The following is a 25,300-nucleotide window of genomic DNA, read 5'->3' on the forward strand; positions in this document are numbered from 1 at the left end:
TAGTGATGTCGTGTGAAAAATTCAGATAAGATGGAACTATCAAACAAATGGTAAGGAGTTGAAGCAATGAGTACGACGACCGTAGGGCCCATGCTGAAGAACTACATCGCCGGCGAGTGGGTGCAGTCCCAGTCCGACCGTTACGAGGACATCCCCAATCCGGCGACAGGCGAGCTTTTGTCGCGCGTCCCGCTGTCGACCAAAGACGACGTGGACAAGGCTGTCCAGGCAGCCAAGGCGGCGTTTCCCGCCTGGAGCGAGACCCCGGTGGTGGAGCGGGCGCGCATCATGTTTCGCTTCCAGCATTTGCTGTGGGAAAACCAGGACGAACTGGCGCGGATGATCACGCTGGAAAACGGAAAGAACCTGCCCGAGGCGCACGCCGAACTGCTGCGCGGGATTGAGATGGTGGAGTTTGCCGCCGGGATGCCGACGCTGTTGATGAGCGAGTCGCTGCCCAACATTGCCAAGGGCATCGACTGCCAGGTAATCCGCTTTCCGCTGGGCGTCGTGGCCGGCATCACGCCGTTCAACTTCCCGCTGATGGTGCCGATGTGGATGTACCCGATTGCCATTACGGCGGGCAACACCTTTGTGCTGAAACCGTCCGAGCGCACGCCGCTCTCCTGCATCCGGATTGCCGAACTGCTGAAGGAAGCGGGCCTGCCGGACGGGGTGTTCAACGTGGTCAACGGCGCTCACGACGTCGTCAACGGCCTGCTGGAGCATCCGGATGTGAAAGCCATTTCGTTCGTCGGTTCCCAGCCCGTCGCGGAGTACGTCTACAAAACGGCTTCTGCTCACGGCAAACGGGTGCAGGCGCTGGCCGGCGCGAAAAACCATCATCTCGTCATGCCTGACACCGACCTGCGCCGCGCCGCCAAAACGATTGTCAGCTCAGCATTTGGCTGTGCAGGGGAGCGCTGTATGGCGGCCAGTGTCGTCGTCGCGGTGGAGGAGATCGCCGACGAGCTGATTCAATACCTGGTCGAAGAGTCCGACGCGCTGAAGATGGGCAACGGACTGGAGCCGGGCGTCGATCTGGGGCCAGTCATCCGGCCGGCTCATCTGGAAAAAGTGCACGGCTACATCGAGAAAGGGATCGCTGCCGGTGCCCGTCTGGTCCGGGACGGCCGGGAAGACGCCAAGGCCAAACGGGAGGGCTTTTTCCTCGGTCCGACCATCTTCGACCACGCGGATGCGGAAATGGTCATCGTCCGCGACGAGATTTTTGCGCCGGTGTTAAGCGTGCTGCGGGTCCGCGATTTTGAAGAGGGGCTGGCGGTCATCAGCAAGTCGCGTTTCGGCAACGGTGCCACCATTTACACCAACAACGGCAAATGGGGGCGGGAGTTCGTCCAGCGCGTCGAGGCCGGCATGGTCGGTGTCAACGTGGGCGTTCCGGCGCCGATGGGCTTCTTTGCCTTCTCCGGCTGGAAGCATTCGTTCTACGGCGACCTGCACGCCAACGGCAAGGACGGCGTCGAGTTTTTCACCAAGAAAAAGACGGTGACGTCCCGCTGGTTTGACGACGGCGATACCGCCATCGGATCGCAGAAAGTGTTTGTGAAATAACGAAAGGAGGAACGGCAGATGACTCAAGAGCAGCGGACGCAAATCCTTGACAAGGAAGAGCTGTTGGCAAAGGACCGGGCCCACATGTGGCACCACATGTCCCCGTACAACCCCAACCCGATGATCGTCACCGGAGCGAGCGGTTCCTGGGTGACCGATATCGACGGCAACCGGTATCTGGACGGGATGTCCGGCCTGTGGTGCGTCAACATCGGGTACGGCCGGGAGGAACTGGCGCAGGCGGCCTACGAGCAGTTGAAATCGCTCGCCTATTTCCCGCTGACGCAAAGCCACGTGCCGGCGATCAAGCTCTCGGAAAAAGTGAGCGAATGGCTGGGCGGCGAGTACCGCGTCTTCTTTTCCAACAGCGGATCGGAAGCGAACGAAGTGGCGTTCAAAATCGCCCGACAGTACCACCACCAAAACGGCCAGCCCGGCCGGTACAAGTTCATATCCCGCCATCGCGCCTATCACGGCAATACGATGGGAGCGTTGGCGGCGACCGGCCAGTCGATCCGCAAGCATAAATACGAGCCGCTGGCGCCAGGCTTTCTGCACGTCTCGCCGCCGTACTGCTACCGCTGTCCGTTCGGCAAATCGTACGGCAGCTGCAGCCTGGAGTGCGCGCAGGTCTATGACGAGGTGATCAACTGGGAAGGGGCGGAGACCGTGGCCGGCGTCATCATGGAGCCGGTGATCACCGGCGGCGGCGTGATCGTTCCTCCGCCGGAGTATCTGCCGAAAGTGCGGGAAATCTGCGACAAATACGGTGTTCTCTTGATCGTGGACGAAGTGATCTGCGGCTTTGGCCGTTCCGGGCGGAAATTCGGCCACCAGAACTTCGGCGTCAAGCCGGACATCGTGACGATGGCCAAAGGGATCACCAGCGCCTATCTGCCGTTATCGGCGACGGCGGTACGGGCAGACATCGCCGACAAGTTCAACGAACAGGGGGTAAACCTGCACTTCCGCCACGTCAACACCTTTGGCGGCAATCCCGCGGCCTGTGCAGTGGCATTGAAAAACCTGGAGATCATGGAAGAAGAAAAGCTGATCGAAAAGGCGGAACGGCTCGGCGTGGAACTGCGGGAAAAGCTCGCGTTCCTGGAGAATCACCCGCATGTGGGCGACATCCGCAGCTTCGGCTTCCTGATGGGCATTGAAATGGTGGAGAATCGGGACACCAAGGAACCGGCCGCCCCCGACAAGCTGACCAGGGTGATCGCCGCCTGTAAGCAGCGCGGCCTGATCATCGGCCGCAACGGGGACACGGTTCCCGGCTACAACAACATCCTGACGCTCTCCCCGCCGTTCTCCACGACCAGCGACGACCTTGATTTCATCGCCCGCGTCCTGCGGGAAGCGTTTGAGGAATTGGCCTAGTACAGGCACAAAATTCTCGATAAAAGCGATACGGCACTGTTTCCCGCGGGCAGCGCGGCCTTTCCAGCCCGTCCCCCTGGGAAAACGGTGCCGTTTTTTTGCAGGAAAAACAGCGGCGAAGTGGAAGTGATGCGGGATGACCTTGCAATCTTGTGCACAAAATGCACGGCGTTGCGTTTGCGATTGGGTTAACATACATACCAAAAGGATGGCGTGAGAATGGATTGGGTCAAACGAATGAATGAGGCGATTCGTTATATCGAAGATCATCTTGCCGACGAGATTGATTACGCGGAAGCGGCCAAAGTGGCCTGCTGCTCTGCGTACCACTTTCAACGCATGTTTTCTTTCATGGCCGAAGTATCGCTGTCGGAATACATCAGGAGACGGCGTCTCACCTTGGCGGCATTTGAACTGCAAAACAGCCGGATCAAAGTCGTGGATGTTGCCCTCAAGTACGGCTATGATTCGCCCGAGGCATTTGCCCGGGCGTTTCAAAACCTGCACGGCACGACGCCGACGGCTGCACGCAGTGCCGGGACAAGACTGAAGGCCTTTCCGCGCATATCCTTTCAATTTTCAATCAAAGGCGCTGTGGAAATGAGCTACAGGATCGAGGACGTCGGCGGATTTTCCCTGGTCGGTTGGAAAGAGCGCGTCAACACGGAACAGGCGTTTCACACGGTGCCCGGCATCTGGAAGGATGCAGGTGAGCGGGGAATTTTTGAAAAACTATGGGAGATGCGCAAGGCAAACCACCCGATGTGCGGAATCCTGGGGGTCTGTGCGAATGGAGAATGGGGCAGGAGCGAAGCATTTGACTATATCATGGCGATTGTGTCTGACCAACTGCCGCCAGACGGCATGGTCAAAATGAACGTTCCGGCAGCGACGTGGGCCGTGTTTGAGGTGCCCGGCTCCCCGGACGGTATGCAGGATATCTGGAAACGTCTCTACACGGAGTGGCTTCCCGCCTCCGCCTATGATCTGGCTGATTTGCCCGCAATCGAATGTTATCTGCCAGTCGAAGAGAAGAGAAACGAGCTGTGGATTCCGGTCGTACGAAGACAATCTTGACACGCCGCGGTCAGGATGGTAACGTTATGCTCAATCATAAATCAAAGTAAACAAACAGGATTAATAGGTTATTTCATAACGTTACAAGGAGGATTTGCCATGTCCAAGTCTCGTCCCCTGATTCATGCGGCGGCATCAGCCGCCCTGCTCGCCGCGATCGGCATGCCCACAGCCGTATGGGCCACACCCGCCGTCCCGCCTGTCGCAGCTGTCGTCCAATCGACACCGGCCAAAACCGTTACAAACGAGTGGGCTGCTTACATCGAACGACAGTACGGCGTCAAGCTGTCTGGCGAAGTCACGCCCGCTCAGTTTGCTGCCGCGTTGGGCAGCATTTTGGGGACGGCTTCCGGTCTAACGGAAGCACCACCTTCGATTCCGTCGCTGTTCCCGCAAGGCACAGCTGATGCCGGCAAACTGCCCGTTTGGGAAGCGCTCAGCGCGGCCGTGAAAGCGGCCGAACTGAAGGAACTGGCCTACACCTATACCGAGGAAAAAGTGGCTGCTGCCTGGAAAAAGGCGGGATGGACCTATACGAAGAACGGCGTCGTCCCGCATCAGGCGGCACAGGAATTGGCGGCCGCATTGGACAGCGGACTGGTCGCCCCCGACGCGCTGACGGGCGTAACAGCGAATGCCGCCACGACGGCGGATCTGGCGTATCAACTCCTCGGCAAAGTCGCCGAATTTCACGGTCAAAGCCAGAACGCGCTCGGGTATCTGAGCGATGACGACATCATAGGGAAGCTGGTCCAAGCCTGGAATGAGTCGCAGATCATCCGGGCCGAAGACCTGCAAAAAGTCGTGGACGAAGCGCTCAAGCAAAACCTGATCACCGGCTATAACTTGAAAGACACGCGGTTTGATCCCCATTTTGCTCCGGAGCGCACCATCACTTACGGCCACAGCGACATCGTTCACGCCATCCAGCTGATCGGCCTCCTGCGCAGCGAGGGCATTCAGGCCAGGGTGCAGCTGGAGCCGAAAACGTCCGCATTCGTCTATCTGAAAGAGTGGGGAGAACCGGTCCAGACGGAGGATTACCGTGTGGTGCCGATAGAGAACGGCAACCACATCGCCTACGCCAAAGAGTACGACCTGAGCTTTGAATTTGCCAGCGTCGAGGAGAAGCAGCGCTTTGAGCCGCTCATTCTCCGATACGCCAAACGCAACCAGGAAGACGTGACCGGCCTGTTGAAAGGTTCCTGGTGGCAGCCGCTCTACTATTCGCTGACAGAGCTGGAGGGGTATCCGGTGATCACCAACCACGTGCTGAAGGACGGCCGATTCATCGCCCAGACGTTCACCTTGAGTGAACAGTCACAACAGGTCATCGGCGGGCTGAAGAAAATCAACCCGGCGGTTACGATCTCCAGCTACCAGTTCTGGGTGGATCAGCCGTTTTACCAGTACCTGAAAGGAGAGTACAAGTAATCTAGTTTTGTTCGCCGCGACCTTTGTCCTGCTCGGCCAGATACGCCTTCATCCCGCGGATGACCATGTCGAGAATCACGTCATGCTGGGTCTTGCTGCCGACGCGGGCGCGGATTTGCTCCAGCTCCGCAGCCAGTTCGGAATCCAGGTGCAGATTGATGGTCTTTCCTTTGCTGCGGGGGTGAATCTCGTAATGGCCGGAGCACTGCCGGCCGCTGCCGTCCACTACCGCATCGGTGCCGAGCAGCTTCCGGTCGGGCAAATACAGGCACGGCGCTTCCAAAACGATATGGGTCAGTTCCTCGCTGAACCGGATGGCGAGGGGCTGCCCCTTTTTTTTGTGAAAATCGCGGATTTGCCGCGAGCGCTCCTGATTTTCCGGCGTATTGGCCAGCGTGACGACAGCCAGTTCCATAGTTCCTCCTTACGAGACAGGCAGGCGGGAAGCAGGATGTTCCGGCGGGAGCAGGTCCGCTTCCGGGATTCCGCTCACCACTTCGCCGCTGCTTTCCACCTGCACCGTGTATAGAAAACGATCCACCGCCAGCTCTGCCGAGATGACCACTGCCCATTCCTGCTGCGTTCCCCGCGTGATCCGGACACGGTCCAGCACATCGTACGCCGGCGTCAACAATCCCTTTTCATACAAAAAGCGAAACACGTCCTCGCGTGGGTAGAGAAACCGCTTGTTGCCCTGTTTCCCGGTGAGCAGGGGGAAGGCTTCCCGCTCGTCGATGACGGCGCCGAGGTGTCCTTCATCCGCCCAGCGTTTGATCGTCGCCATGCTGCCCATCCGTCCGTGCCGGGCGGCGAGCAGATCGAGGATTTCCCGCGAGGACAGGTACGCGCTGCGGCGGCGGCGCTGTTCTTCGTACGCGGCCCGCTCCGCTTCCAACTGCTTAAGTTGTTCGGTCGCCTCTGCGATTTGGCGGCGGAGCCGGGCGATCAGCAGGTCGTAATCCTTCATGCCCGCTTCATCCCTTCCACGTTTTGGTAACAGCGTATTCACCGCTGAAACCATTCATGCCATCCGGGTTGAATTGATTTCAGTGGCAAGCTACCGGAAACCGCGATGAAACGATCATAAAACTGTCATTTCCCACATTGATTAATAGCAAGCACCTGCCAGGTGGAAAAAACGTGTGAGGAGGTTGTTGGAAGATGAGCGTCCATCGTGAACCAGCGGCTGCGCGAGCGGAACTGGAACACCGATTCCGGGAAGTGGTCCCGGCGCTGAAGCCGAAAGAAGCAATCGACGAAGCCAACCGCTGCCTGTACTGCTACGACGCCCCCTGTATCAAGGCCTGTCCCACCTCGATCGACATTCCCTCCTTTATCAAAAAGATCGCGACCGGCAATATGTACGGATCAGCCCGAACGATCATGGAAGCCAATCCCGTGGGCGCGAGCTGTGCCCGCGTCTGTCCCACCGAAGTGCTGTGCGAGGGTGCCTGTGTGTTGAATCACGCGTCTCACCCCATCATGATCGGGCGCCTGCAGCGTTACGCCACTGATTGGGCGATGAAAAACGGAGCGGTGCTGTTTCAGGCCGGAGAGAAAAACGGCAAACGGGTGGCCGTTGTCGGTGCAGGGCCGGCAGGGCTGTCGGCAGCGCGGGAGCTGGCGCGGCTGGGTTATGAGGTAACCGTCTACGAGGCGAAGGAAAAAGCGGGCGGCCTCAACACGTACGGCATCGTCTCGTTTCGGCTCCCTCAGGAGATTCCGCTGTGGGAGGCGGAACAAGTCGCGGCGATGGGCGTGACGTTCGTCACCAACACCCGGGTGGGCGAGGACGTACAGCCCGAGGAACTTCTGCAGCAGTATGATTCGGTCCTGCTCGCCGTAGGGATGGGAGCGGTCCCCCCGCTTCACATCGAAGGAGAGGATTTGGACGGCGTGCTGGACGCCATCTCCCTGGTGGAGGAGACGAAAACCAAGCCGCTTACGGACGCGATGATCGGCAAAAAGGTGGTCGTCATCGGCGCGGGCAACACGGCGATTGACGCGGCCACCTGTTCAAAGCGGCTGGGTGCCGCGAACGTCCGGATACTCTACCGGCGGACAGAGCGGGAGATGACCTGTTACCAGTTTGAATACGAGTTCGCCAAGCAGGAGGGCGTGGAATTCCGCTGGCTGGTGGCCCCCACCCGCATTCTGGGCGAAAACGGCCGGGTGACCGGGCTGGAGTTGATACGGATGGAGTTGGGCGAGCCGGATGAAAAGGGACGGAAGCGGCCCGTGCCGGTTCCCGGCAGCCAGTTTGTCATTCAGACGGACTTTGTGGTAAAGGCGATCGGCCAGCAGCGTCACGTGCCTTTGATCGAAGCGTTCGGGCTGGCGCATCGGAACGGGATCGTCCAGGTGGAGGAAGGCACCTACCGCACGTCCAATCCGCGTGTATACGCTGCCGGAGATGTGATCTTCGGAGGCGGCAAGACGGATGCAATGGTGGTCGATGCCGCCAATCACGGCAAACGGGCCGCGCACGCCATCCACGCCGCGCTGAGCGGTCAGGCGCAGCCGGCGTGATGCAGGGAGAAAAGGAGGCGAAGTACCATGGCAGATCTCAGCATCAACCTGGCGGGCATTTCATCCCCCAATCCGTTCTGGCTGGCATCGGCGCCGCCAACCAACTCCGGCTACCAGGTCCAGCGGGCGTTTGAGGCGGGCTGGGGCGGAGCGGTGTGGAAGACGTTGGGTGAGCCGATTATCAACGTCAGTTCCCGGTTTGCCGGCCTGCACGTCGGCGGGCAGCGGATGATCGGCTTCAACAACATCGAGCTGATTACGGATCGTCCGCTCGAGGTGAATCTGAAAGAGATCGAAGAGACGAAAAAGAAATTTCCCAAACACGCACTGATCGCTTCGCTGATGGTGGAAAACAAGCGGGAAGCCTGGCATGAGATTGTGAAAAAAGTGGAGGCTGTCGGTGTGGACGGACTGGAGCTGAATTTCGGCTGTCCGCATGGAATGGCGGAGCGGGGCATGGGCTCGGCGGTCGGTCAGCACCCCGATCTGATCATCCAGCAGGTGGAATGGGTAAAGGAAGTGGCGCAGACCCCCGTCATCGTCAAGCTGACGCCCAATATCACCGACATCCGCTATACCGCTCGGGCGGCAGTGGAAGGCGGAGCGGATGCCATCAGCCTGATCAACACGATCAACAGCTTGATGGGTGTCGATCTGGACAGCTGGCTGCCGATCCCGCACGTGGACGGCAAAGGCGCGCACGGCGGATACTGCGGCCCGGCCGTAAAACCGATCGCCCTCAACATGGTGGCGGAGTGCGCCCGCGATCCGAAGGTAAACGTCCCGATCTCCGGCATCGGCGGAATCTCCACCTGGCGTGACGCCGTCGAGTTTTTGCTGATGGGAGCGACGGGAGTGCAAGTGTGTACAGCGGCGATGCACCACGGTTTTCGCATCGTCGAGGACATGATCGACGGGCTGAACAACTACCTCGATCAGCGCGGCATCAAATCAGTCATGGACATCGTCGGCAAAGCGGTCCACACCTACTCCGACTGGGGCAACCTCAATCTCAACTACAAGGTGGTCGCCCGTATCAACGAAGAGACGTGCATCCATTGCAACAAGTGCCACATCGCCTGCGAAGACACGTCGCACCAATGCATCGACATCGTTTTGGATGAAGCGTCCGGCAAGGAGAGACTGGTCGTCAGGGAGGAGGACTGTGTCGGCTGCAACCTCTGTTCGATCGTCTGTCCGGTGGAGGGGACGATCGAAATGGTGGAGGTGCCGACGGGGCAGCCGCCGCTTTCCTGGAATCAGCGGCAGGCCGCGTTGGCAGCCCAGGGAAACTGCGGGACAGGCTGCGAGTAAGTCATGCGGGTAGGCCTTTTTGCATAGCTTGTACTGACAGGGGGCACGCGCCCGTGCCCATACGCCAATGGAGCGGGGAAGGGAGGAAGCGCGCATGAAAAAAGTGATTCGCGGCGGCACCGTGGTGACAGCCGCCGATACCTACCGGGCGGACGTCTTGATTGAAGGGGAGAGGGTCACGGCCATCGGCAGCGAACTGGAAGCGAACGGCGCAGAGGAGATTGACGCCACCGGCTGTTACGTCCTGCCAGGAGGGATTGATCCGCACACGCATCTCGACATGCCGTTTGGCGGGACTGTAACGGCAGACGACTTTTTTACCGGCACCAAAGCAGCGGCGTTCGGGGGCACGACCACCATCATCGACTTTTGCCTGACGAAAAAAGGGGAGACGCTTCGCTCGGCCATCGCCACCTGGCACGAAAAAGCGCGCGGCAAGGCCGTCATCGACTACGGGTTTCACCTGATGATCGCCGAGGCGAACGACCAGGTGCTGGAAGAGTTGGAGAGCGTGGTCACAACCGAGGGCATCACCTCGCTGAAAGTGTTTATGGCCTATAAAAACGTGTTTCAGGCGGACGACGAGACGCTGTTTAAAACGCTCGTGCGCGCGAGAGAACTGGGGGCGCTGGTGCAGGTGCACGCAGAGAACGGGGACGTGCTGGACTACCTGACCAAGAAAGCGCTGAAGGAAGGAAATACCGCGCCGATCTACCACGCCCTGACCCGACCGCCGGAAGCGGAAGGAGAAGCGACCGGGCGGGCCATCGCACTGACCGCCTTGGCCGATGCCCAACTGTACGTCGTCCACGTCTCCTGCGCGGCGGCCGTGCAGCGAATCGCGGAAGCGCGTGAACGGGGACTCAACGTCTTCGGCGAGACCTGCCCGCAGTATCTGGCGCTTGACATCACCGCCCTTGAAAAGCCTGGTTTTGAAGGGGCCAAATACGTCTGGTCGCCGCCGCTGCGCGAAAAGTGGAACCAGGACGTGCTGTGGAACGCGCTGAAAAACGGCATCCTGCAGACGGTCGGATCGGACCACTGCTCGTTCAACTTTATCGGCCAAAAAGAGCTGGGCCGGGACGACTTTACGAAGATTCCCAACGGCGGGCCGCTGATCGAGGACCGCTTGACCATCCTTTATTCCGAAGGCGTCCGTGAAGGGCGAATTAGTCTGAACCAGTTCGTCGACGTTTGCTCGACAAAGGCGGCCAAACTGTTCGGGATGTTCCCGAGAAAAGGCACCATTGCCGTGGGTTCTGACGCGGACATCGTCATCTTCGATCCGCGTGTCAAACGGACGATCTCCGCGAAGACCCACCACATGAACGTCGATTACAACCCGTTTGAAGGCATGGAGGTATACGGCGAGATCGTCTCTGTCCTGTCGCGGGGAGCGTTTGTTGTACGTGACAAGCAGTTTGTCGGCCAGGCGGGTGCGGGACAATTCATCAAGCGCGCCGCGTTTGAACGGCCGTAACAGGAAGGAGGAAGACAGCATGGGAAACAAGGTGACGATTGGGCTGATCCAGGCGAAAAACGACGTGCACGGGGACGAACCGGTGCACGTCCACAAGGAAAAGGCAATCGAAAAACACGTGCGGATGGTCCGCGAAGCGGCGGAAAAGGGAGCCCAGATCATCTGTCTGCAGGAAATCTTCTTCGGCCCGTATTTTTGCGCCGAACAAAACACCAAGTGGTATGAGGCGGCCGAAGAAGTGCCCGACGGCCCGACGACGCAGCTCTTTCAGTCGTTGGCACGCGAACTGGGGACGGTAATCATTCTGCCCGTGTACGAAAAGGTGGGCATCGGGACCTACTACAACACGGCAGCGGTAATTGACGCGGACGGGACGTACCTCGGCAAGTACCGCAAGCAGCACATACCGCACGTGGCGGCGGGCGGTAACGGCTGCGGATTTTGGGAAAAGTACTACTTCAAACCGGGCAATCTGGGGTACCCGGTGTTTGACACGGCGTTTGCCAAGGTGGGCGTCTACATCTGCTACGACCGCCATTTTCCCGAAGGGGCGCGGCTGCTCGGCCTGAACGGGGCGGAGATCGTCTTCAACCCGTCGGCCACCGTGGCCGGTCTCTCCGAGTACCTCTGGAAGCTGGAGCAGCCCGCCCACGCCGTCGCCAACGGATACTACGTGGCGGCGATCAACAGGGTGGGGGTGGAACCCCCGTGGAATATGGGCGAGTTTTACGGACAGTCCTACCTCGTCGATCCGCGCGGGCAAATTGTCGCCATCGGCAGCCGCGACCAGGACGAAGTGGTCATCGCCGTGATGGATAAACACCTGATCCATGAAGTGCGCAATACCTGGCAGTTTTATCGCGACCGCAGACCGGAGACGTACGAGGACATGGTCAAACTCCTTCCGTAACGCGGATCAACCATACGGCAGGGCGATGCTGCAGGCTTCTGACAGCCAGGCCTGCTCGCCCTGCCCTTCTCTGTCAGCCTGCGCCCGGCCAGGTGCAGATGCCGCCGGACGAATCGCGTCGGACGCGCCGGGCAGGGTGTTTTCATCTGCCGATGGTGTCCTCATGATTGTTCAGATAAGGGGAGGCGGGCATGAAGCAGATTGTTTATCGCGGGGTGGAGTACAAGGAAGCGCTGCGCGTAGTGGCGGCCCAGCGTTACGAGCGGGAGGAACGGCGCAGGTTCGTCAACGGCGCCAGTGCAAAAGCCGTATTTGGCCCCGGCGTCTACCTGGTCAGCAACCCGAAGATCGCCGCACAGTACGCGATCTGTCACGCGGAAACCACCTGGGATCAGGCTGCCATCCTCGCCCAGGAAGTGGAGGTGGACGGACTGGCGGAGCTGGACGAGCGATACGGGGAGAACGAACTGCGGGCGGACGCCCTGCGCTGGCGTCATACGCCGGAGCAGTTGTCGCGTTTGTCAGCAGCGAAATGTCACGAGGAATGGCTGGAGTGGACCGGGGATGAGATCCGGGCCTTTCTGCTGGATCGGGGCTTTGCCGGGATCCGCTACCGCATCAGCCGGGAGCTCACCTATTATGTCTGTTACAAGCCGCACGAGCAGATCAGCCGCATTTCACTGCTGACCGTGTTTGACATACCGGAATAGTCAGAAAGTATCGACTTGCCTACCCCTTTTTTGGTAGAATTAGACAACAAGCGACATTTTTCTCAGAGGTCCGTCCGATTTGTCAGGACTTCTGGCGCATTTATATTTGTGACATCATTCCTGCGATTCTGCCAGGGAAAAAAGGGGATGGCAAAAACATATGAAGCTGCTTCGCAATCTGAGCACACGGGCAAAGCTGTTCAATCTGGTCATGCTGATGGTCACGTTTCTGCTGATCGTCGGGGGGGCCGGGTACTGGCACCTGAATCGGGCAGAAATGCGAATGGGAGCGATGTACCAGGATCAACTGCTGCCGATCAAGAGCATCAATGACTTGCGCGCCCAAACCCGGGCGATCGAAGCCAGCGTGTACAAGATGATCCTGGAGACCAGTCCTACGAAACAGCTCGAAATCAAACAACAGATTGAGACGCGCATCAAGGATTCCAATCAGCTGTTGACGCAGTTGGAACAAAGCAATCTGGACAAGCGGGAAACAGCGTTTCTCCAGACGTTGAAGGACTTGAACGAAAAGTACCAGGGTGATCGCACCCGGGTTATCCAGTTGATCGAAGAAGGCAACCAGGATGAGGCGTACAATTATTTTCGCGCGACGGAAGCGACACTGGACGGCATCAACCAGGAATTGAAGTCGTGGGCGGATTACAACTCGCAGACGGCCGAAGACATTCACCGTCAAAATACGCAGGAATCGCGGGAGGCGGAGATGACGCTGATCATCACCATCGGAGCGGCTCTGCTGCTGGCGATGTCCATCGGGTACGTGATCGCCCGGATGATCGCCGATCCGCTGAAGAAAGTAGCGTCCAAACTGGATGAGTTGGCCGGGGGTGATCTGACCGTGCAGCCGGTCGACTTTGAGGGCAAGGACGAGGTGGGCACGCTGGGACAGGCCTTCAACAAGCTGGTCATTCAGCTTCGCTCGTTGATCGGCGAGGTGAAGCTGGCGGGCGAGCAGGTGGCGGCTTCGTCCGAGCAGTTGACGTCCAGTGCCGAGCAGACGGCCAAGGCCGCCGAACAAGCTGCCGCCGCCATCCAGGAAATCGCGACCGGCTCCGAAGTGCAGACGCAGCGGACTGCGGAGAGCGTGCGGGTCATGGAGGAGTTGGGCACGGCCATCCAGCGGATTGCCGCGACCGCCGGCACCGTCTCCGAGTCTTCGGTGCGGGCGGCGCAAGAGGCGGAACAGGGCAACGAATACATCGTCAAGGCCGTGGAACAAATGTCTGCTGTCCAAGCGGCGGTGAATCGCGCCGCCGAGATGGTGACACTGCTGGGGGCTCGTTCGGAAGCGATCGGCGAAATCGTTCAGGTGATCACCGGCATTGCGTCGCAGACCAACCTGCTCGCCCTGAACGCTGCGATCGAAGCGGCGCGGGCCGGCGAACAAGGCAGGGGATTTGCCGTCGTGGCCGACGAAGTGCGCAAGCTGGCAGAGCAGTCCGAGAATTCGGCGCAGGAGATCGCCCGCCTCATTGGCGATATTCAGCTTGAGACCGGCCAGGTGATTGCCGCGATGAACCAGGGCACAGCGGAGACGGAGGCGGGCAGCGTGGCGGTTCGGGAAGCGGGTATGGCGTTTCAGCGCATCGTCAGCGCAGCCCAGGCGGTCGCCGAGCAGATTCAGGAGGTCTCGGCGGCAACTGAGCAGATGACGGCAGGTGTCCAGCAGGTCGCCTCGTCCATGGATGAAATGAATCGTCTGGCGCAGGAAGCGGCCGTTCACACCCAGGGTGCAGCTGCCAACTCCGAGGAACAGCTCGCCTCCATGCAGGAAATCGCACGTTCGAGCGAAAATCTGAACCGTCTGTCGCAGCAATTGCAGCAGATGATCAGCCGGTTCATCACCTGATCGAACAAAACAAAGACTGGCAGGACGTTTGGTTCTGCCAGTCTTTTTTGCGCGCCGCTCAGGAAGCCTGCTGCTCGACGCTTCGGGCGGTGATGTTCTCGTAGTCTGCTGCGCTCATCCGGTTCGGGGTGTTTTTCATCAGCCAGGTGTAGATGACGAGGGAAATCAACAGGCCGCAGGTCCAGGCGTTGTCCCAGACAATGGTCAGGCCGGGGATCAGCTTGCAGACAAACGGCACGGCGATGCCGATCAGCATGGCCCAGATGGCCCGCATGTTATAACCGCTTTTGTACGAATACATGCCGTTCAGCCGGTACAGTTCAACCAGATGGATGCGCCGTTTGCGCACCAGCCAGTAATCGGCGATGGCGATCCCGTCGATGGGACCGAGCAGAGCCCCGTACGTCCCCAACCAGAGGAAGATGTAGTTGCTGAAGTTCTCCAGGATGTACCATGGCTGCATCAGCAGGGCGATGATTCCGGTGAGGATCGCTCCGGCGCCAAACGACATCCGGCGCGGTACCAGGTTTTCAAAGGCGCGGGCCGGTGCCACGACGTTGGCTGCCACGTTTGTCGTCAGCGTCGCCAAAATAATCCCCAATGTTCCCAAAAAGATCGCCAGCGGGGAGAATTTGGCCAGCACCGCTGCCGGGTCCCAGATGGCTTCTCCGTAGATGACCACTGTGGCGGATGCTACGGCCACGCCGATGAACGAGAACCCGCCCATGGTAGTCGGCAGGGCGACGGACTGTCCGACCATTTGGGCTTTCTGACTCTTGGCGTAGCGGCAGAAGTCCGGGATGTTCAGCGCCATCGTCGACCAGAAGGCGATCGCGCCCGTCAAGGCGGGGAAAAACACCTTCAGGAAGTCGGCGGTCGTGGTCAGTTTGGACGGAGCGGAGAGCATCGGTCCCCAGCCGCCCGCTTTGGTGATCGCCCAGACGAGCAGCGCCAGGCCCATGACAATCAGTGTGGGCGCGGCCCAGAACTCCATCCGTCTGATCGCTTCCGGCCCGCGGTAGGCGATCCAGACGTTCAGCGCCCAGAAGCCAAAAAAGGCGATCCAGGTGTGGCCGGGAACGTTGCCCCAGCCGCCCAACGATTGCAGCAGGGTGTCGATGGCCGTCCCGCCAAACCAGCAGTTGATGCCGAACCATCCCGCGCCGATCAAACCGCGGGCCAAGGCGGGAATGTGAGCCCCTTTGGAGCCAAACCAAAGACGGGCGAAGACCGGATACGGAATGCCAAATTTCGTTCCGGCGTGAGAGTTGAGCAAAATAGGAATGAGGACGATACAGTTGCCGAGAATGATCGTCAAAATGGCCTGCCACCAGTTCATGCCAAGCGAGATGAGCCCGGCTGCCATCGCATAGGTGGGCAGACAGATGGACATGCCGATCCAGAGACTGGCGAAGTTGTAGGTGGTCCAGCTGTGCTCCTCCCGGTTTGTGGGACGGAGGCCGTCGTTGTACAGCGGACTATCCCGGATCAAATTTTCGCCATCTTTCGTCAACGTGACGATGCCGTCCACCTCTACCTGTGTCTTCATCGCAATCCCTCCTTTTGTGAATAATCCCGAGCGCGGCCAAGCCGATCGGTTGTCTTGGGCGCCGGATGCTACATTATATTGGGCTGTATGACCTGTGATTACAGAATTTTCGGACATTAAAAAACCCGGAACAAGCTGTTCCGGGTTCGGTTGTTGCTGTCGAACACAGTCGATTATTTGGGGAAATATTCCTTCCAGCGACGATCCACCAGAGCGGCGATGTCGGGCCGGGTCCACACTTCATCGGGATAAAACGGCTTCATTCGGGCATCGACGATGAGCGGTCCCTCGTACCGGATTTTGTTGCGGACAATCGTCGAACGGGCGTACAGGTCGTGAGCCGGGTCGAAGCGGGTAAAGACGGTCCAGAGGAAGCGGCTCTGGCTCTCGGCGATGGACGCGTCATCCACGATGCAGATCATCGGCCAGTCGCTCAGGTGCTCGTTGGCGTAGGGCAGCAGTTCTTCCCCCAGTTCCGGCCGTTCTTCAAAACCGGGGCCAGAAATGACCAGACAGCCCGGGCAGAACGCTTCGATTTTGGCAATGCCGGGGATGCCTTCGCCGCTGTACGCGTGCGGCAGCTCACGCACCGGATCGCCGATGCCCAGCATGACTCCCTTGGAGCCATGGTTGAACTTGCGGCCTGTGTAGTCGAGCGTATCGTTTGACGTGTCGTTTACAATCAAGAGGTCGCGCTCCGGCTGGAAGCGGGCGAGCACGATTTCCAACAAGTGCTTGAAATTGCTCAGGTCGCACGGAACGTCCGTCACCATCAAAAACTTGGTCAGGGTCAGCTGTCCTTCACCCAGGATGCGAAACGCGTGGGCCATCGCTTCCTTGTAATAGCTCTCCCTGACGATCGCTCCGGCCAGTGCGTGGAAACCGGTCTCGCCGTATGTCCACAGCGCCTTGACGCCGGGCATGACGATCGGGAAGAGCGGGGACAGCAGCCGCTGCAGGTACTCGCCGATGAAGAAGTCTTCCTGCCGAGGCTTGCCGACGACTGTGGCCGGGTAGATCGCGTCTTTGCGCCGCCACATCTGCTTTACGTGGAAGACAGGAAAGTCGTGCGTCCAGGAATAGTAACCAAAATGGTCGCCGAACGGTCCTTCCGGTCGGCGCGTGTGCGGCGGGACTTCTCCGGCAAAGACGAACTCCGCTTCCGCCACGATCCGGTGCGGATGGTTGGGTACTTCGGCCATATGCAGCTTGTCACCCATCAGCAGCGAAGCGAATACCAATTCCGGCACCATCTCTGGCAGCGGCGCGATGGCCGAAATGATCAGCGCCGGCGGTCCGCCGATCGTGAGCGTCACAGGGAGCGGCTGGTTCCGCTTTTCCGCCTCGTGGTAGTGGAAACCGCCGCCTTTGTGAATCTGCCAGTGCATGCCGGTCGTGTTTTTGTCGTAGATCTGGATGCGGTACATGCCCAGGTTGTGTTCTTTGGTCTCGGGGTGCTCCGTGTAGACGAGCGGCAGGGTGACGAACGGACCGCCGTCCAGATGCCAGCTTGTGAGCGCCGGCAATTGGGTCATGTCCACGTCGGTCGTGGACAGCTCCATGACCGGTGCTTTGGATTGCGGCACGGTTCTGGTCCCGGTGCGCAAGATTCCCATGAGCGGCGAACGCAGTTCCCACAATCCCGACAGCTTGGGCGGCAGGAGCTTGTCCAGGCCGTTCACCAGCTCCCGGATGATCGACTCCGGTCTGGGGCCAAACGCCATGTCGACCCGCTCCACCGTCCCAAACAGGTTGGTGACGACGGGAAATGATTTGCCTTTTACATTGGTAAACAGAAGTGCTGGTCCTCCGTCTTCAATCACGCGGCGGTGAATTTCCGCCAATTCCAAATACGGGTCAACCGGCGCGTCGATTTCCACCAACTGGCCGGATCGCCGCAGTTGTTCCATAAACGTACGCAGATTTGCGTGCATCTGTCGTAACCTCCACATCCGCTTCAATTCCCTCTCTACTGTACACGAACGGCGCTGGCGAATCTACCTTTTTTCCTGCGGGGGATGGTAAGATGAACGAGAGGTGAACCAACGATGATTTCAGCACGATTGCGCATGACGCTGCAAACGCGAATGATTCTGCTGATGACGCTTGTCATCATCGTCTTGATCGGATCGATGGGCGCGGTGTTTTCTTCGATGATTGCGGCCACGATCGAAGACCAGGTGGGAAAACGCGCCCTGAGCGTGGCCAAGATCATGGCCAATCTGCCGCAGGTGCGCGGCGCTTTTGCCACCGGCCACCCCACGCAGATTATCCAGCCGATCGCGGAGAATGTGCGCATGCAAGCGGACGCTGAGTTCGTCGTGGTGGGAGACCGGAACGGGATACGCGTTGCCCATCCGCTGCCGGACCGCATCGGCCGGGAAATGGTGGGCGGCGACAACGAACCGGCGCTGCTGCACGGCCAGTCTTACGTCTCCAAAGCCGTGGGCAGCCTGGGGCCGTCATTGCGGGGAAAAGTGCCGATTCATAACGACACAGGGGACGTGATCGGGGTCGTCTCGGTCGGCTTTCTGCTGGAGGATATCGAAGCGGCGATCGACAGCTACCAGCAAAGGGTGATGCTGATTCTTGCCCTTGGCGTTCTGTTTGGCACGGCCGGTGCGATCTGGCTGAGCCGGTACGTCAAGCGGGCCATCCTCGGCCTGGAGCCGGAGGAGATCGCCTCCTTGTACATGGAGCGAAATGCCGTGCTGGAATCGGTCCGCGAGGGGATTATCGCCATCAACCGCCACGGCAAGGTGACGATGGCCAACAAGGCAGCGATCCAGATTCTGGACCTGCCGGACGAAGAACTGCGGGACAAGCCGATCCTGGAGCTTTTGCCGGACAGCCGGATGCTGGAGGTGCTGGAGTCCGGGGAGCATCAGTTGGACCGGGAGAGCACGATTGCCGGAAAAGAGATCATCGTCAACCGCGTACCGATCAAGTGGATGGGCAAGGTGGTCGGCGTCGTCAGCAGCTTCCGCCTCAAATCGGAAATTGACCAGTTGACGTCCGAACTGTCCCAGGCGCGGCGGTATGCGGACGTGCTGCGAGCGCAGACGCACGAATTTCACAATCTTCTGTATACGATCTCCGGCCTGCTGCAGTTGGGGTCGATTCAGGAAGCGATCGAACTGATCACGAGTGAGACTTCGGCGGAGCAGGAACTGGTCCTGTTCCTCGCCAAGCAGGTGCCTGACCCGCTGATCGGGGCGCTGCTGTTGGGCATGCACAATCGGGCCAAGGAACTGAAAATTCAGTTTTCTGTCAATCGGGACAGCCGGTTGAAGGAGCTGCCGCCCGACATCAATCGGCAGCAGGTGGTCGTAATGCTGGGCAATCTGATACAAAACGCATTGGAAGCAGTTGGGGAGATGAAATCCGGCCCCAAAGTGGTGGAATGCTACCTGTCGGACGCTGGCAGCGAGATTTTGTTTGAAGTGGAAGACTCCGGGCCGGGCGTGGACGACTCGATGCGGGAGAAGATTTTTGAGCACGGCTTTTCGACCAAACCGGGCGAGCATCGCGGCATCGGGCTGGCCAAGGTGAAAGGCATCGTCGAGGAGTTGGGCGGATACATTCTGATCGGAAAAAGCGAGTGGGGCGGCGCGTTGTTTACGGTGTCGCTCGGCAAAAGAACGGAGGGAAAAGCATGAAGCCCGTAGAGGTAGTAATCGTGGAAGATGACATTCGCATCATTGACATTAATCGGCGGTTTGTGGAAAAGATCGAAGGATTTCGCGTCATCGCCACCGCGACCAGCGGGGAGGAGGCCAAGGAACTGATCGCCCGTGCCAAGCCGCACCTGGTCCTCTTGGACGTCTATCTGCCGGACACGTTGGGGACCGAGCTGGTCTGGCAGATGAGGCAGCAGCATCGCGACGTGGACATTATCATGATCACTGCCGCCAAGGAGATCGAGATGGTGCAGCACGCCCTGCGCGGCGGGGTGTACGACTACATCGTCAAACCGCTGGTGTTTGAACGCTTCCGCGAACGGTTGGAGAGCTACCGGGAGCATTTCTGGCGCACCCGGGAAGCAGGCGAGGTGGACCAGGAAGAGATCGACCGGATGTTGACCCGGCGGCTTGCGAGCGCGAAGCCGCGCGATTCGCTCATTCCCAAGGGGATTGACGCGCTTACACTGGACAAGGTGATCAGCGCCATCAAACGGGCGGACAAGTTGGGCCTCTCAGCCGAAGAGGTGGGCCGGGAGATTGGCACCAGCCGCACCACGGCGCGCCGCTACCTGGAGTACCTGGTGGCAGAAGGAAAAGCGCAGGCCGATCTGGTGTACGGTACCGTAGGACGGCCGGAGCGAAAATACAGTTTGCTGTGAGATGGATTCCCGGACGCGGGACGCCAGCGGTGCACAATATGAACAAAATGAACAAAATATTCTAAATATTACTTATGAACATAAACTGTTCAGCCTCCCTCCAGCGTGCTACGTTTATCTCAGTTTTGGATGCGCTTACAAAAAACGTTGGAGAAGGGGGCTTCAGTATGAAAAAACGAATCACTCTGACAGCGCTGTCCGTCGTCATAAGCCTGGCGCTTGCCGCGTGCGGCGGGGGGAACGGCACAAATAGCACTGCCACCGGGCAGGGGGGCTCGGCTGGTTCCGGGTATCCGGACAAGCCGATCGTCATCGTCGCTCCGTCCGGCGCGGGAGGGGGCTGGGACAAGACCGCCCGCTCCGTCGCCAAGGTGCTCGGCGAGAGCAAGCTGGTCAATCAGGCGATCACGGTGGAAAACAAGCCGGGCGGCGGCGGTGTGGTCTTTCTCGCCGATTACGTCAGCAAGGAAAAAGGGAACGCGTACCGGCTGTTTGTCAACTCACCGCCAATCTTGATCAACCACAACAAGAAGGAGGGCAACAGCCCGTTTGGGTTCCGCGACGTCACTCCGCTGGCACAGTTGACCAGGGATTACGGCGCCCTCGTGGTCAAGGCGGACTCGCCGTATCAGGACGTGAAGAGCCTGCTTGCGGCCATCAAGGAAAATCCGTCTGCCGTCACAGTGGCGGGCGGGTCGGCTCCCGGCTCGATGGATCATCTGATCGCTGTATTGCCGGCAGCCAAATATGGCATTGATCCGAAAGCAGTCAAATACGTCTCCTACGACGGCGGCGGCGAAGCGATGGCGGCGCTGCTCGGCGGCAACGCGGACATGATCGCGACTGACGCATCCAGCGTGGGCGAGTACCTGAAAGCGGGCAAAATCCGTGTGCTGGGCATCACGTCCCCCGAACGGCTGGGCGGTGACCTGAAGGACGTGCCGACGCTGATAGAGCAGGGGATTGACGCCGAATTTAACATCTGGCGCGGCGTATTTGGCCCGGCCCAGATGCCGGCTGACGCCAAGGCCTATTGGGATGCCAAATTAAAGGAACTGTCCGAGAGCGAGGCGTGGAAAAAAGAGCTGGCTGTAAACGGCTGGGAGAGCGAATACCGGGATTCCGCCAGCTTTACAGCTTTCCTCGAAGAGCAGGACAAATTGGTCAAGGAGCTGTTGACTTCTCTGGGTATGTCCAAGTAAGGAGAGGGCAGCCCTCTCCATTCTGCGGTCTTTTTCATTCATCATGAGGAGGTAACCATGAACAAGACATTTGATCGCACCAGCAGCATCCTCTTTGCCTTGATCGGGGCGCTGTTTGTCGCGGAAAGCCGCAACATTTCCACCAGCGCCTACGGCAGCGAAGTGGGCCCCAACCTGTTTCCGATGGGGCTGGGCATCATTTTGATCCTGCTGAGTCTTCGCCTGTTTTGGGAGACGTTCCGCTACCGGGAGTCGGTCACGTCTGCTGTCGTGCTCCGACACAAGCGCTTTTTGCTGATGTTATTGGCGACCGTTTTGTACGCCTGGTTTTTGGAGGATATTGGTTACGTCATCAGCACGTTTTTCTTTTTGCTGGCCGGGTTTCGGCTGATGGGCAGCGCCAGTTGGTGGAAGTCGGCCGCTGTCGCGCTTGCCTTTTCTGGCGGGGTCTACGCCGTCTACGTGCACATCCTGAAAGGAACGCTGCCAGGTTTTCCGACCTGGCTTGGCTTGTAGGGAGGGAGACGCATGGAAGCTTTGCAGTATTTGGCGGATGGCTTCACGATTGCCCTGCAATGGCACAATCTCGTCTACGCCTTTGTCGGTGTGCTGATCGGGACGTCGGTCGGGGTGCTGCCCGGTATCGGCCCGATGAGCGGGGTGGCGCTGCTGCTGCCGGTTACCGCCTCGCTGACAAACGGGCTGTCTCCCGAACAGGCCGCAGCAAGTGCGCTGATCCTCCTCGCGGGAGTTTACTATGGCGCGATGTACGGCGGTTCCACCACGTCGATCCTGCTCAATACGCCCGGCGAGTCATCCTCCGTCGTCACGACGCTGGACGGCTATCAGATGGCGCGGCAGGGGCGCGCGGGAGCTGCCCTGTCGATTGCGGCAATCGGTTCATTCGTCGCCGGTATAGTGGCGCTGGTGGCCCTGGTGTTTTTGGCGCAGCCGCTGTCCGAAGTGGCCCTCACGTTCGGCCCGGCCGAATACTTTTCGCTGATGATACTGGGGCTGTGCGCGGTCAGCGGCCTGGGCGGGAAGTCGATGACCAAGGCGCTGATCATGACCGTCTTCGGCCTGTTGCTGGCGACGATCGGTATCGACAACGTGTCCGGCGTAGCGCGGTTTACCTACGATATTCCCGACCTGTACCAAGGGTTGGAATTCCTGACGATTGCCGTCGGGCTGTTTGCGCTCGGCGAAGTGTTCAAGACCATTCTCGAGGCGGACGGAACGGAAGCGCAACTGATCAAGGTGGACCGCATCCTGCCGACCAAAGCGGACTTGAAGCGAAGTGCCGCCCCGATCGCAAGGGGGTCCCTGCTGGGCTTTTTCATCGGCCTCCTGCCGGGCGCGGGCGCGACGCTGGCGTCGTTCTTTTCCTATATCGTGGAGAAAAAGGTGAGCAGACAGCCGGAACGGTTCGGCAAAGGGGCGATTGAAGGTGTGGCCGCTCCGGAGTCGGCCAACAACGCGGCGTCCGGCGGAGCGATGATTCCGCTGCTTACCCTCGGGATTCCCGGCTCCGGGACGACGGCGATCCTCATGGGAGCGCTCCTGATGTACAATGTCCAGCCCGGTCCGCTGCTCTTTTCCGATCACCCGCAGGTGGCCTGGGGGCTGATCGCCAGCATGTTCATCGGCAACGTAATGCTGCTGATACTCAACCTGCCGCTGGTCAAAGTCTTTGCCAAAATCATCGAGACGCCCCCTCAGTACCTGATTCCGCTGATCATCGCGATTTCCGTGTTCGGTGTCTACGCGGTGCAGATCAGCACGTTTGACCTGATGCTGCTGATCGCCTGCGGGGTGGCGGGGTATCTGCTGGCGAAAAACGATTTCCCGCTTGCGCCATTGGTGCTGGGCCTGGTATTGGGACCAATGATTGAAAACAACATGCGGCGCGCCCTCACGACATCCAATGGCGACTTCCTGATTTTCCTGCAAAAGCCGCTGTCTGCGATCTTTCTCGCCTGTGCGTTGTTGTGGCTGGTCGTGCCGATGATATTGAAACTGCGCGGCCGTCAGGTAGTCGTCAACGAAGAAGCGTAGCCCGTCCCGTTTTCCCCTGTCGACAAAAAACAGCTTGACAGGCGACCAGCGGTATTCTATTCTTGGAAAAATTCCGCAGACATGTTCGGTTGGCTGCATCGAGCTTTATTTCGGAGAAGGAGGAGTATTTGCATCATGCTGGAGATTGCTCCTGTCACGCTGGAAGGGGAAAGGGTGCGGCTGGAACCGCTCGGCCGCCATCATGTGGACGGCCTGTGGGAAGCGGGACGATACGAACAGATATGGACATACATGTCGGTCGTGTTTCGGCAGCCGACAGATGCGGAGCAGTTCGTGAACCAGGCATTGCAGGCGCAGGAGGCGGGAACCGAACTGCCATTTGCGATTGTGGATCGCCGGAACGAAAAAGTAATAGGCAGTACCCGTTTTCTCAACATTTCTCGCAAGGACCGGGGACTGGAGATCGGCTTTACCTGGCTGACCCCGTCCGTATGGAAGACGCCGGTTAACACAGAGTGCAAGTGGCTGCTGTTGCGCCACTGTTTTGAAACCTTGGGCTGCATTCGCGTCCAGTTAAAGACGGACGCCCGCAATCTCAACTCGCAGCGGGCGATCCAGCGCATCGGCGGCGTCCGCGAAGGCGTGCTGCGCAATCACATGATTGTCCGCGACGGATACATCCGCGACTCCGTCTACTTCAGCATCCTTGATCGAGAGTGGCCGGCGGTGAAGAAGAAATTGCAATTGTTGCTGTTTGGTGAATAACGGCCCGTTCCGATTGTGGCCGTCCCGTAATGGTGTGTACAATAAGCGTGTGCAACACTGTTACGGGAATGAGGGCTGCGATGAATCGGACACATGCTTTGGCCAGATGCGTGCTGATAGTTGGCGATCTGGCCGCTTTTCTGCTCTTTACCTACTACGGAAAACGGGCCCACGGGCTGCCTGCCGACGCTGCGGGGATTTTGGCGACGGCTGCTCCGTTTTTGCTCGGCTGGCTGGCCGCCGCGCTGTTGTTGGGGGTTTACCGCCCCCATAGGTACGAGCGGCCGGGAAAACTGATCCTCATCACTGTGGCGGCGTGGACGGTGGCAGCGCCGATTGGCCTCATCATCCGCGCACTGTGGCTGGGCACGCCGATCACGCTGATGTTCGCGGTGGTCGCGTATGGGCTCATGCTCATGTTTCTGCTTGGTTGGCGCATCCCCTTTGGATTCGTTCACACGCTGATTCGCCGCCGGAATACGCCGCGCTGATAAAAGCCCGGAACTTCGGAGACGCTAGCCAGTGACGACAATCCAGGGGAGGTGTGCACATGGGCAAGAACAACAACAGCAAAGACCTCGGGAAAAATCGCGGGAAGACGCTGGATGAGCACGATCAGAACACCAATCTGCGTCAGTCCCAGCACAATGATCGGAACAAGCAGGAGTAACTAAAAACCGCCGGTGAATCCGGCGGTTCAGATTGCAGACAAACTCCCTCGTTACCATTGGCAGTAGAGGGAGTTTGTCCTGTATGTATTCGAAGGTGAAGCGGAAATGAAGGGCATTGTGCCTCCCTTTGCCTGACTTCCATAGCCAATTGGCCAGTTTTTTTAAATTCATACAAGCAAAGACAAGCATCGCCTGCATTGTCACTTTTTTCAGTCCTCGTAAAGTGGTCCAACGCAAACCATGCTTCTCCTTTAAATCCGCAAATACGCGCTCAATGGTTTCTTTCCGGCGTGCGTAAAGGCGTTTATTCACTTCAGTATGTCGCAGATGCTCTACTTCGTCTAGGTAATCCGCCCAAATATGACGACTGACTCGCTTCACAGCCTCCCGGCTCTCTGTACACAGGGGGCGGAATGGGCAATGGTTGCATTCGCCTGGGTCGGAACGGTACATACGGTAGCCGTCACGAG

22 protein-coding genes and 1 pseudogene are annotated in these 25,300 nt (G+C 59.1%); 17 read left to right on the top strand and 6 right to left on the bottom strand.

Annotated elements, in window-relative coordinates; all coding sequences use genetic code 11:
• Nucleotides 1-66: 66 nt before the first annotated feature.
• The 4 genes from ETC00_RS14325 to ETC00_RS14340 all read left to right on the top strand — a co-directional run bounded on the left by ETC00_RS14325 (nt 67) and on the right by ETC00_RS14340 (nt 5,469).
• Nucleotides 67-1,575: a CoA-acylating methylmalonate-semialdehyde dehydrogenase gene (locus tag ETC00_RS14325; protein ID WP_171566754.1), complete on the top strand. Its 1,509-nt coding sequence runs from the start codon at nt 67-69 to the stop codon at nt 1,573-1,575.
• 18 nt (nt 1,576-1,593) lie between these two features.
• Nucleotides 1,594-2,958, top strand: a complete 1,365-nt coding sequence (locus ETC00_RS14330) for an aspartate aminotransferase family protein (RefSeq protein WP_171566755.1) — start codon at nt 1,594-1,596, stop codon at nt 2,956-2,958.
• A 219-nt stretch (nt 2,959-3,177) separates the two neighbouring features.
• A complete protein-coding gene (locus ETC00_RS14335; RefSeq protein WP_171566756.1) occupies nt 3,178-4,035 on the top strand; it encodes an AraC family transcriptional regulator in 858 nt (285 codons plus the stop codon).
• Between the two features lie 99 nt (nt 4,036-4,134).
• Nucleotides 4,135-5,469: a hypothetical protein gene (locus ETC00_RS14340; RefSeq protein ID WP_171566757.1), complete on the top strand. Its 1,335-nt coding sequence runs from the start codon at nt 4,135-4,137 to the stop codon at nt 5,467-5,469.
• 1 nt (nt 5,470) lies between these two features.
• Here ETC00_RS14340 and ETC00_RS14345 read toward each other — a convergent pair whose 3' ends face one another.
• Both ETC00_RS14345 and ETC00_RS14350 read right to left on the bottom strand, forming a co-directional pair.
• The gene (locus ETC00_RS14345) at nt 5,471-5,884 is read right to left on the bottom strand and encodes a hypothetical protein (protein WP_171566758.1); all 414 of its coding nucleotides are present in this window, start codon (nt 5,882-5,884) and stop codon (nt 5,471-5,473) included.
• 9 nt (nt 5,885-5,893) lie between these two features.
• Nucleotides 5,894-6,436: a hypothetical protein gene (locus ETC00_RS14350; RefSeq protein WP_171566759.1), complete on the bottom strand. Its 543-nt coding sequence runs from the start codon at nt 6,434-6,436 to the stop codon at nt 5,894-5,896.
• 194 nt (nt 6,437-6,630) lie between these two features.
• Here ETC00_RS14350 and ETC00_RS14355 point away from each other — a divergent pair, with 194 nt between their 5' ends.
• The 4 genes from ETC00_RS14355 (at nt 6,631) to ETC00_RS14370 (ending at nt 11,702) form a co-directional block, all read left to right on the top strand.
• A complete protein-coding gene (locus ETC00_RS14355) occupies nt 6,631-7,998 on the top strand; it encodes an NAD(P)-dependent oxidoreductase (protein ID WP_171566760.1) in 1,368 nt (455 codons plus the stop codon).
• Between the two features lie 27 nt (nt 7,999-8,025).
• Nucleotides 8,026-9,312: an NAD-dependent dihydropyrimidine dehydrogenase subunit PreA gene (gene preA / locus ETC00_RS14360; RefSeq protein ID WP_171566761.1), complete on the top strand. Its 1,287-nt coding sequence runs from the start codon at nt 8,026-8,028 to the stop codon at nt 9,310-9,312.
• A 94-nt stretch (nt 9,313-9,406) separates the two neighbouring features.
• Nucleotides 9,407-10,792, top strand: coding sequence for a dihydropyrimidinase (gene hydA, locus ETC00_RS14365; RefSeq protein ID WP_171566762.1), 1,386 nt, complete (start codon nt 9,407-9,409; stop codon nt 10,790-10,792).
• Nucleotides 10,793-10,811: 19 nt separating this feature from the next.
• Nucleotides 10,812-11,702: a nitrilase-related carbon-nitrogen hydrolase gene (locus ETC00_RS14370; protein WP_171566763.1), complete on the top strand. Its 891-nt coding sequence runs from the start codon at nt 10,812-10,814 to the stop codon at nt 11,700-11,702.
• Nucleotides 11,703-11,708: 6 nt separating this feature from the next.
• On the opposite strand, the gene ETC00_RS14375 is transcribed toward ETC00_RS14370, so the two are convergent.
• On the bottom strand, nt 11,709-11,867 hold the full coding sequence (locus ETC00_RS14375; protein WP_171566764.1) for a hypothetical protein: 159 nt from the start codon (nt 11,865-11,867) through the stop codon (nt 11,709-11,711).
• A 26-nt stretch (nt 11,868-11,893) separates the two neighbouring features.
• On the opposite strand from ETC00_RS14375, the gene ETC00_RS14380 reads away from it, so the two are divergent.
• Together ETC00_RS14380 and ETC00_RS14385 are read left to right on the top strand one after the other, a co-directional pair.
• Nucleotides 11,894-12,412 carry a hypothetical protein gene (locus ETC00_RS14380; protein ID WP_171566765.1) on the top strand — a complete coding sequence of 173 codons (519 nt, stop codon included), beginning with the start codon at nt 11,894-11,896 and terminating at the stop codon, nt 12,410-12,412.
• A 160-nt stretch (nt 12,413-12,572) separates the two neighbouring features.
• Nucleotides 12,573-14,285 (top strand): methyl-accepting chemotaxis protein, encoded by a 1,713-nt coding sequence (locus tag ETC00_RS14385; RefSeq protein WP_171566766.1) that lies wholly within the window; start codon nt 12,573-12,575, stop codon nt 14,283-14,285.
• Nucleotides 14,286-14,343: 58 nt separating this feature from the next.
• Here the strand turns inward: ETC00_RS14385 and ETC00_RS14390 are convergent, their stop codons facing one another.
• On the bottom strand, nt 14,344-15,834 hold the full coding sequence (locus tag ETC00_RS14390; protein ID WP_171566767.1) for an NCS1 family nucleobase:cation symporter-1: 1,491 nt from the start codon (nt 15,832-15,834) through the stop codon (nt 14,344-14,346).
• Nucleotides 15,835-16,007: 173 nt separating this feature from the next.
• Complete coding sequence (locus ETC00_RS14395) at nt 16,008-17,768, bottom strand: menaquinone biosynthesis decarboxylase (RefSeq protein WP_171566768.1); 1,761 nt, start codon at nt 17,766-17,768, stop codon at nt 16,008-16,010.
• Nucleotides 17,769-17,882: 114 nt separating this feature from the next.
• Here ETC00_RS14395 and ETC00_RS14400 point away from each other — a divergent pair, with 114 nt between their 5' ends.
• The 7 genes from ETC00_RS14400 (at nt 17,883) to ETC00_RS14430 (ending at nt 24,650) form a co-directional block, all read left to right on the top strand.
• The gene (locus ETC00_RS14400) at nt 17,883-19,493 is read left to right on the top strand and encodes an ATP-binding protein (protein WP_171566769.1); all 1,611 of its coding nucleotides are present in this window, start codon (nt 17,883-17,885) and stop codon (nt 19,491-19,493) included.
• The gene (locus ETC00_RS14405; protein ID WP_171566770.1) at nt 19,490-20,176 is read left to right on the top strand and encodes a response regulator; all 687 of its coding nucleotides are present in this window, start codon (nt 19,490-19,492) and stop codon (nt 20,174-20,176) included. Before ETC00_RS14400 ends, ETC00_RS14405 begins: the two co-directional genes overlap by 4 nt.
• Before the next feature lie 167 nt (nt 20,177-20,343).
• On the top strand, nt 20,344-21,378 hold the full coding sequence (locus tag ETC00_RS14410) for a tripartite tricarboxylate transporter substrate binding protein (protein ID WP_171566771.1): 1,035 nt from the start codon (nt 20,344-20,346) through the stop codon (nt 21,376-21,378).
• Between the two features lie 57 nt (nt 21,379-21,435).
• A complete protein-coding gene (locus ETC00_RS14415) occupies nt 21,436-21,894 on the top strand; it encodes a tripartite tricarboxylate transporter TctB family protein (RefSeq protein ID WP_171566772.1) in 459 nt (152 codons plus the stop codon).
• 12 nt (nt 21,895-21,906) lie between these two features.
• A complete protein-coding gene (locus ETC00_RS14420; RefSeq protein ID WP_171566773.1) occupies nt 21,907-23,433 on the top strand; it encodes a tripartite tricarboxylate transporter permease in 1,527 nt (508 codons plus the stop codon).
• Between the two features lie 135 nt (nt 23,434-23,568).
• Nucleotides 23,569-24,159: a GNAT family N-acetyltransferase gene (locus ETC00_RS14425; RefSeq protein WP_171566774.1), complete on the top strand. Its 591-nt coding sequence runs from the start codon at nt 23,569-23,571 to the stop codon at nt 24,157-24,159.
• An 80-nt stretch (nt 24,160-24,239) separates the two neighbouring features.
• Nucleotides 24,240-24,650: a DUF3054 domain-containing protein gene (locus ETC00_RS14430; RefSeq protein WP_171566775.1), complete on the top strand. Its 411-nt coding sequence runs from the start codon at nt 24,240-24,242 to the stop codon at nt 24,648-24,650.
• A 315-nt stretch (nt 24,651-24,965) separates the two neighbouring features.
• Here ETC00_RS14430 and ETC00_RS14435 read toward each other — a convergent pair.
• Nucleotides 24,966-25,300, bottom strand: a pseudogene (locus ETC00_RS14435) (transposase); the annotation flags it as partial.

The organism is Brevibacillus sp. MCWH, assembly GCF_013096935.1.
GTDB lineage: Bacteria > Bacillota > Bacilli > Brevibacillales > Brevibacillaceae > Brevibacillus > Brevibacillus aydinogluensis.

Excerpts from the sequence above, each read along its gene's own strand:
- ETC00_RS14325 (WP_171566754.1), top strand. The coding sequence starts at position 67 with ATGAGTACGACGACCGTAGGGCCCATGCTGAAGAACTACATCGCCGGC.
- ETC00_RS14330 (WP_171566755.1), top strand. The coding sequence starts at position 1,594 with ATGACTCAAGAGCAGCGGACGCAAATCCTTGACAAGGAAGAGCTGTTG.
- ETC00_RS14335 (WP_171566756.1), top strand. The coding sequence starts at position 3,178 with ATGGATTGGGTCAAACGAATGAATGAGGCGATTCGTTATATCGAAGAT.
- ETC00_RS14340 (WP_171566757.1), top strand. The coding sequence starts at position 4,135 with ATGTCCAAGTCTCGTCCCCTGATTCATGCGGCGGCATCAGCCGCCCTG.
- ETC00_RS14345 (WP_171566758.1), bottom strand. The coding sequence starts at position 5,884 with ATGGAACTGGCTGTCGTCACGCTGGCCAATACGCCGGAAAATCAGGAG.
- ETC00_RS14350 (WP_171566759.1), bottom strand. The coding sequence starts at position 6,436 with ATGAAGGATTACGACCTGCTGATCGCCCGGCTCCGCCGCCAAATCGCA.
- ETC00_RS14355 (WP_171566760.1), top strand. The coding sequence starts at position 6,631 with ATGAGCGTCCATCGTGAACCAGCGGCTGCGCGAGCGGAACTGGAACAC.
- preA (WP_171566761.1), top strand. The coding sequence starts at position 8,026 with ATGGCAGATCTCAGCATCAACCTGGCGGGCATTTCATCCCCCAATCCG.
- hydA (WP_171566762.1), top strand. The coding sequence starts at position 9,407 with ATGAAAAAAGTGATTCGCGGCGGCACCGTGGTGACAGCCGCCGATACC.
- ETC00_RS14370 (WP_171566763.1), top strand. The coding sequence starts at position 10,812 with ATGGGAAACAAGGTGACGATTGGGCTGATCCAGGCGAAAAACGACGTG.
- ETC00_RS14375 (WP_171566764.1), bottom strand. The coding sequence starts at position 11,867 with ATGAGGACACCATCGGCAGATGAAAACACCCTGCCCGGCGCGTCCGAC.
- ETC00_RS14380 (WP_171566765.1), top strand. The coding sequence starts at position 11,894 with ATGAAGCAGATTGTTTATCGCGGGGTGGAGTACAAGGAAGCGCTGCGC.
- ETC00_RS14385 (WP_171566766.1), top strand. The coding sequence starts at position 12,573 with ATGAAGCTGCTTCGCAATCTGAGCACACGGGCAAAGCTGTTCAATCTG.
- ETC00_RS14390 (WP_171566767.1), bottom strand. The coding sequence starts at position 15,834 with ATGAAGACACAGGTAGAGGTGGACGGCATCGTCACGTTGACGAAAGAT.
- ETC00_RS14395 (WP_171566768.1), bottom strand. The coding sequence starts at position 17,768 with ATGCACGCAAATCTGCGTACGTTTATGGAACAACTGCGGCGATCCGGC.
- ETC00_RS14400 (WP_171566769.1), top strand. The coding sequence starts at position 17,883 with ATGATTTCAGCACGATTGCGCATGACGCTGCAAACGCGAATGATTCTG.
- ETC00_RS14405 (WP_171566770.1), top strand. The coding sequence starts at position 19,490 with ATGAAGCCCGTAGAGGTAGTAATCGTGGAAGATGACATTCGCATCATT.
- ETC00_RS14410 (WP_171566771.1), top strand. The coding sequence starts at position 20,344 with ATGAAAAAACGAATCACTCTGACAGCGCTGTCCGTCGTCATAAGCCTG.
- ETC00_RS14415 (WP_171566772.1), top strand. The coding sequence starts at position 21,436 with ATGAACAAGACATTTGATCGCACCAGCAGCATCCTCTTTGCCTTGATC.
- ETC00_RS14420 (WP_171566773.1), top strand. The coding sequence starts at position 21,907 with ATGGAAGCTTTGCAGTATTTGGCGGATGGCTTCACGATTGCCCTGCAA.
- ETC00_RS14425 (WP_171566774.1), top strand. The coding sequence starts at position 23,569 with ATGCTGGAGATTGCTCCTGTCACGCTGGAAGGGGAAAGGGTGCGGCTG.
- ETC00_RS14430 (WP_171566775.1), top strand. The coding sequence starts at position 24,240 with ATGAATCGGACACATGCTTTGGCCAGATGCGTGCTGATAGTTGGCGAT.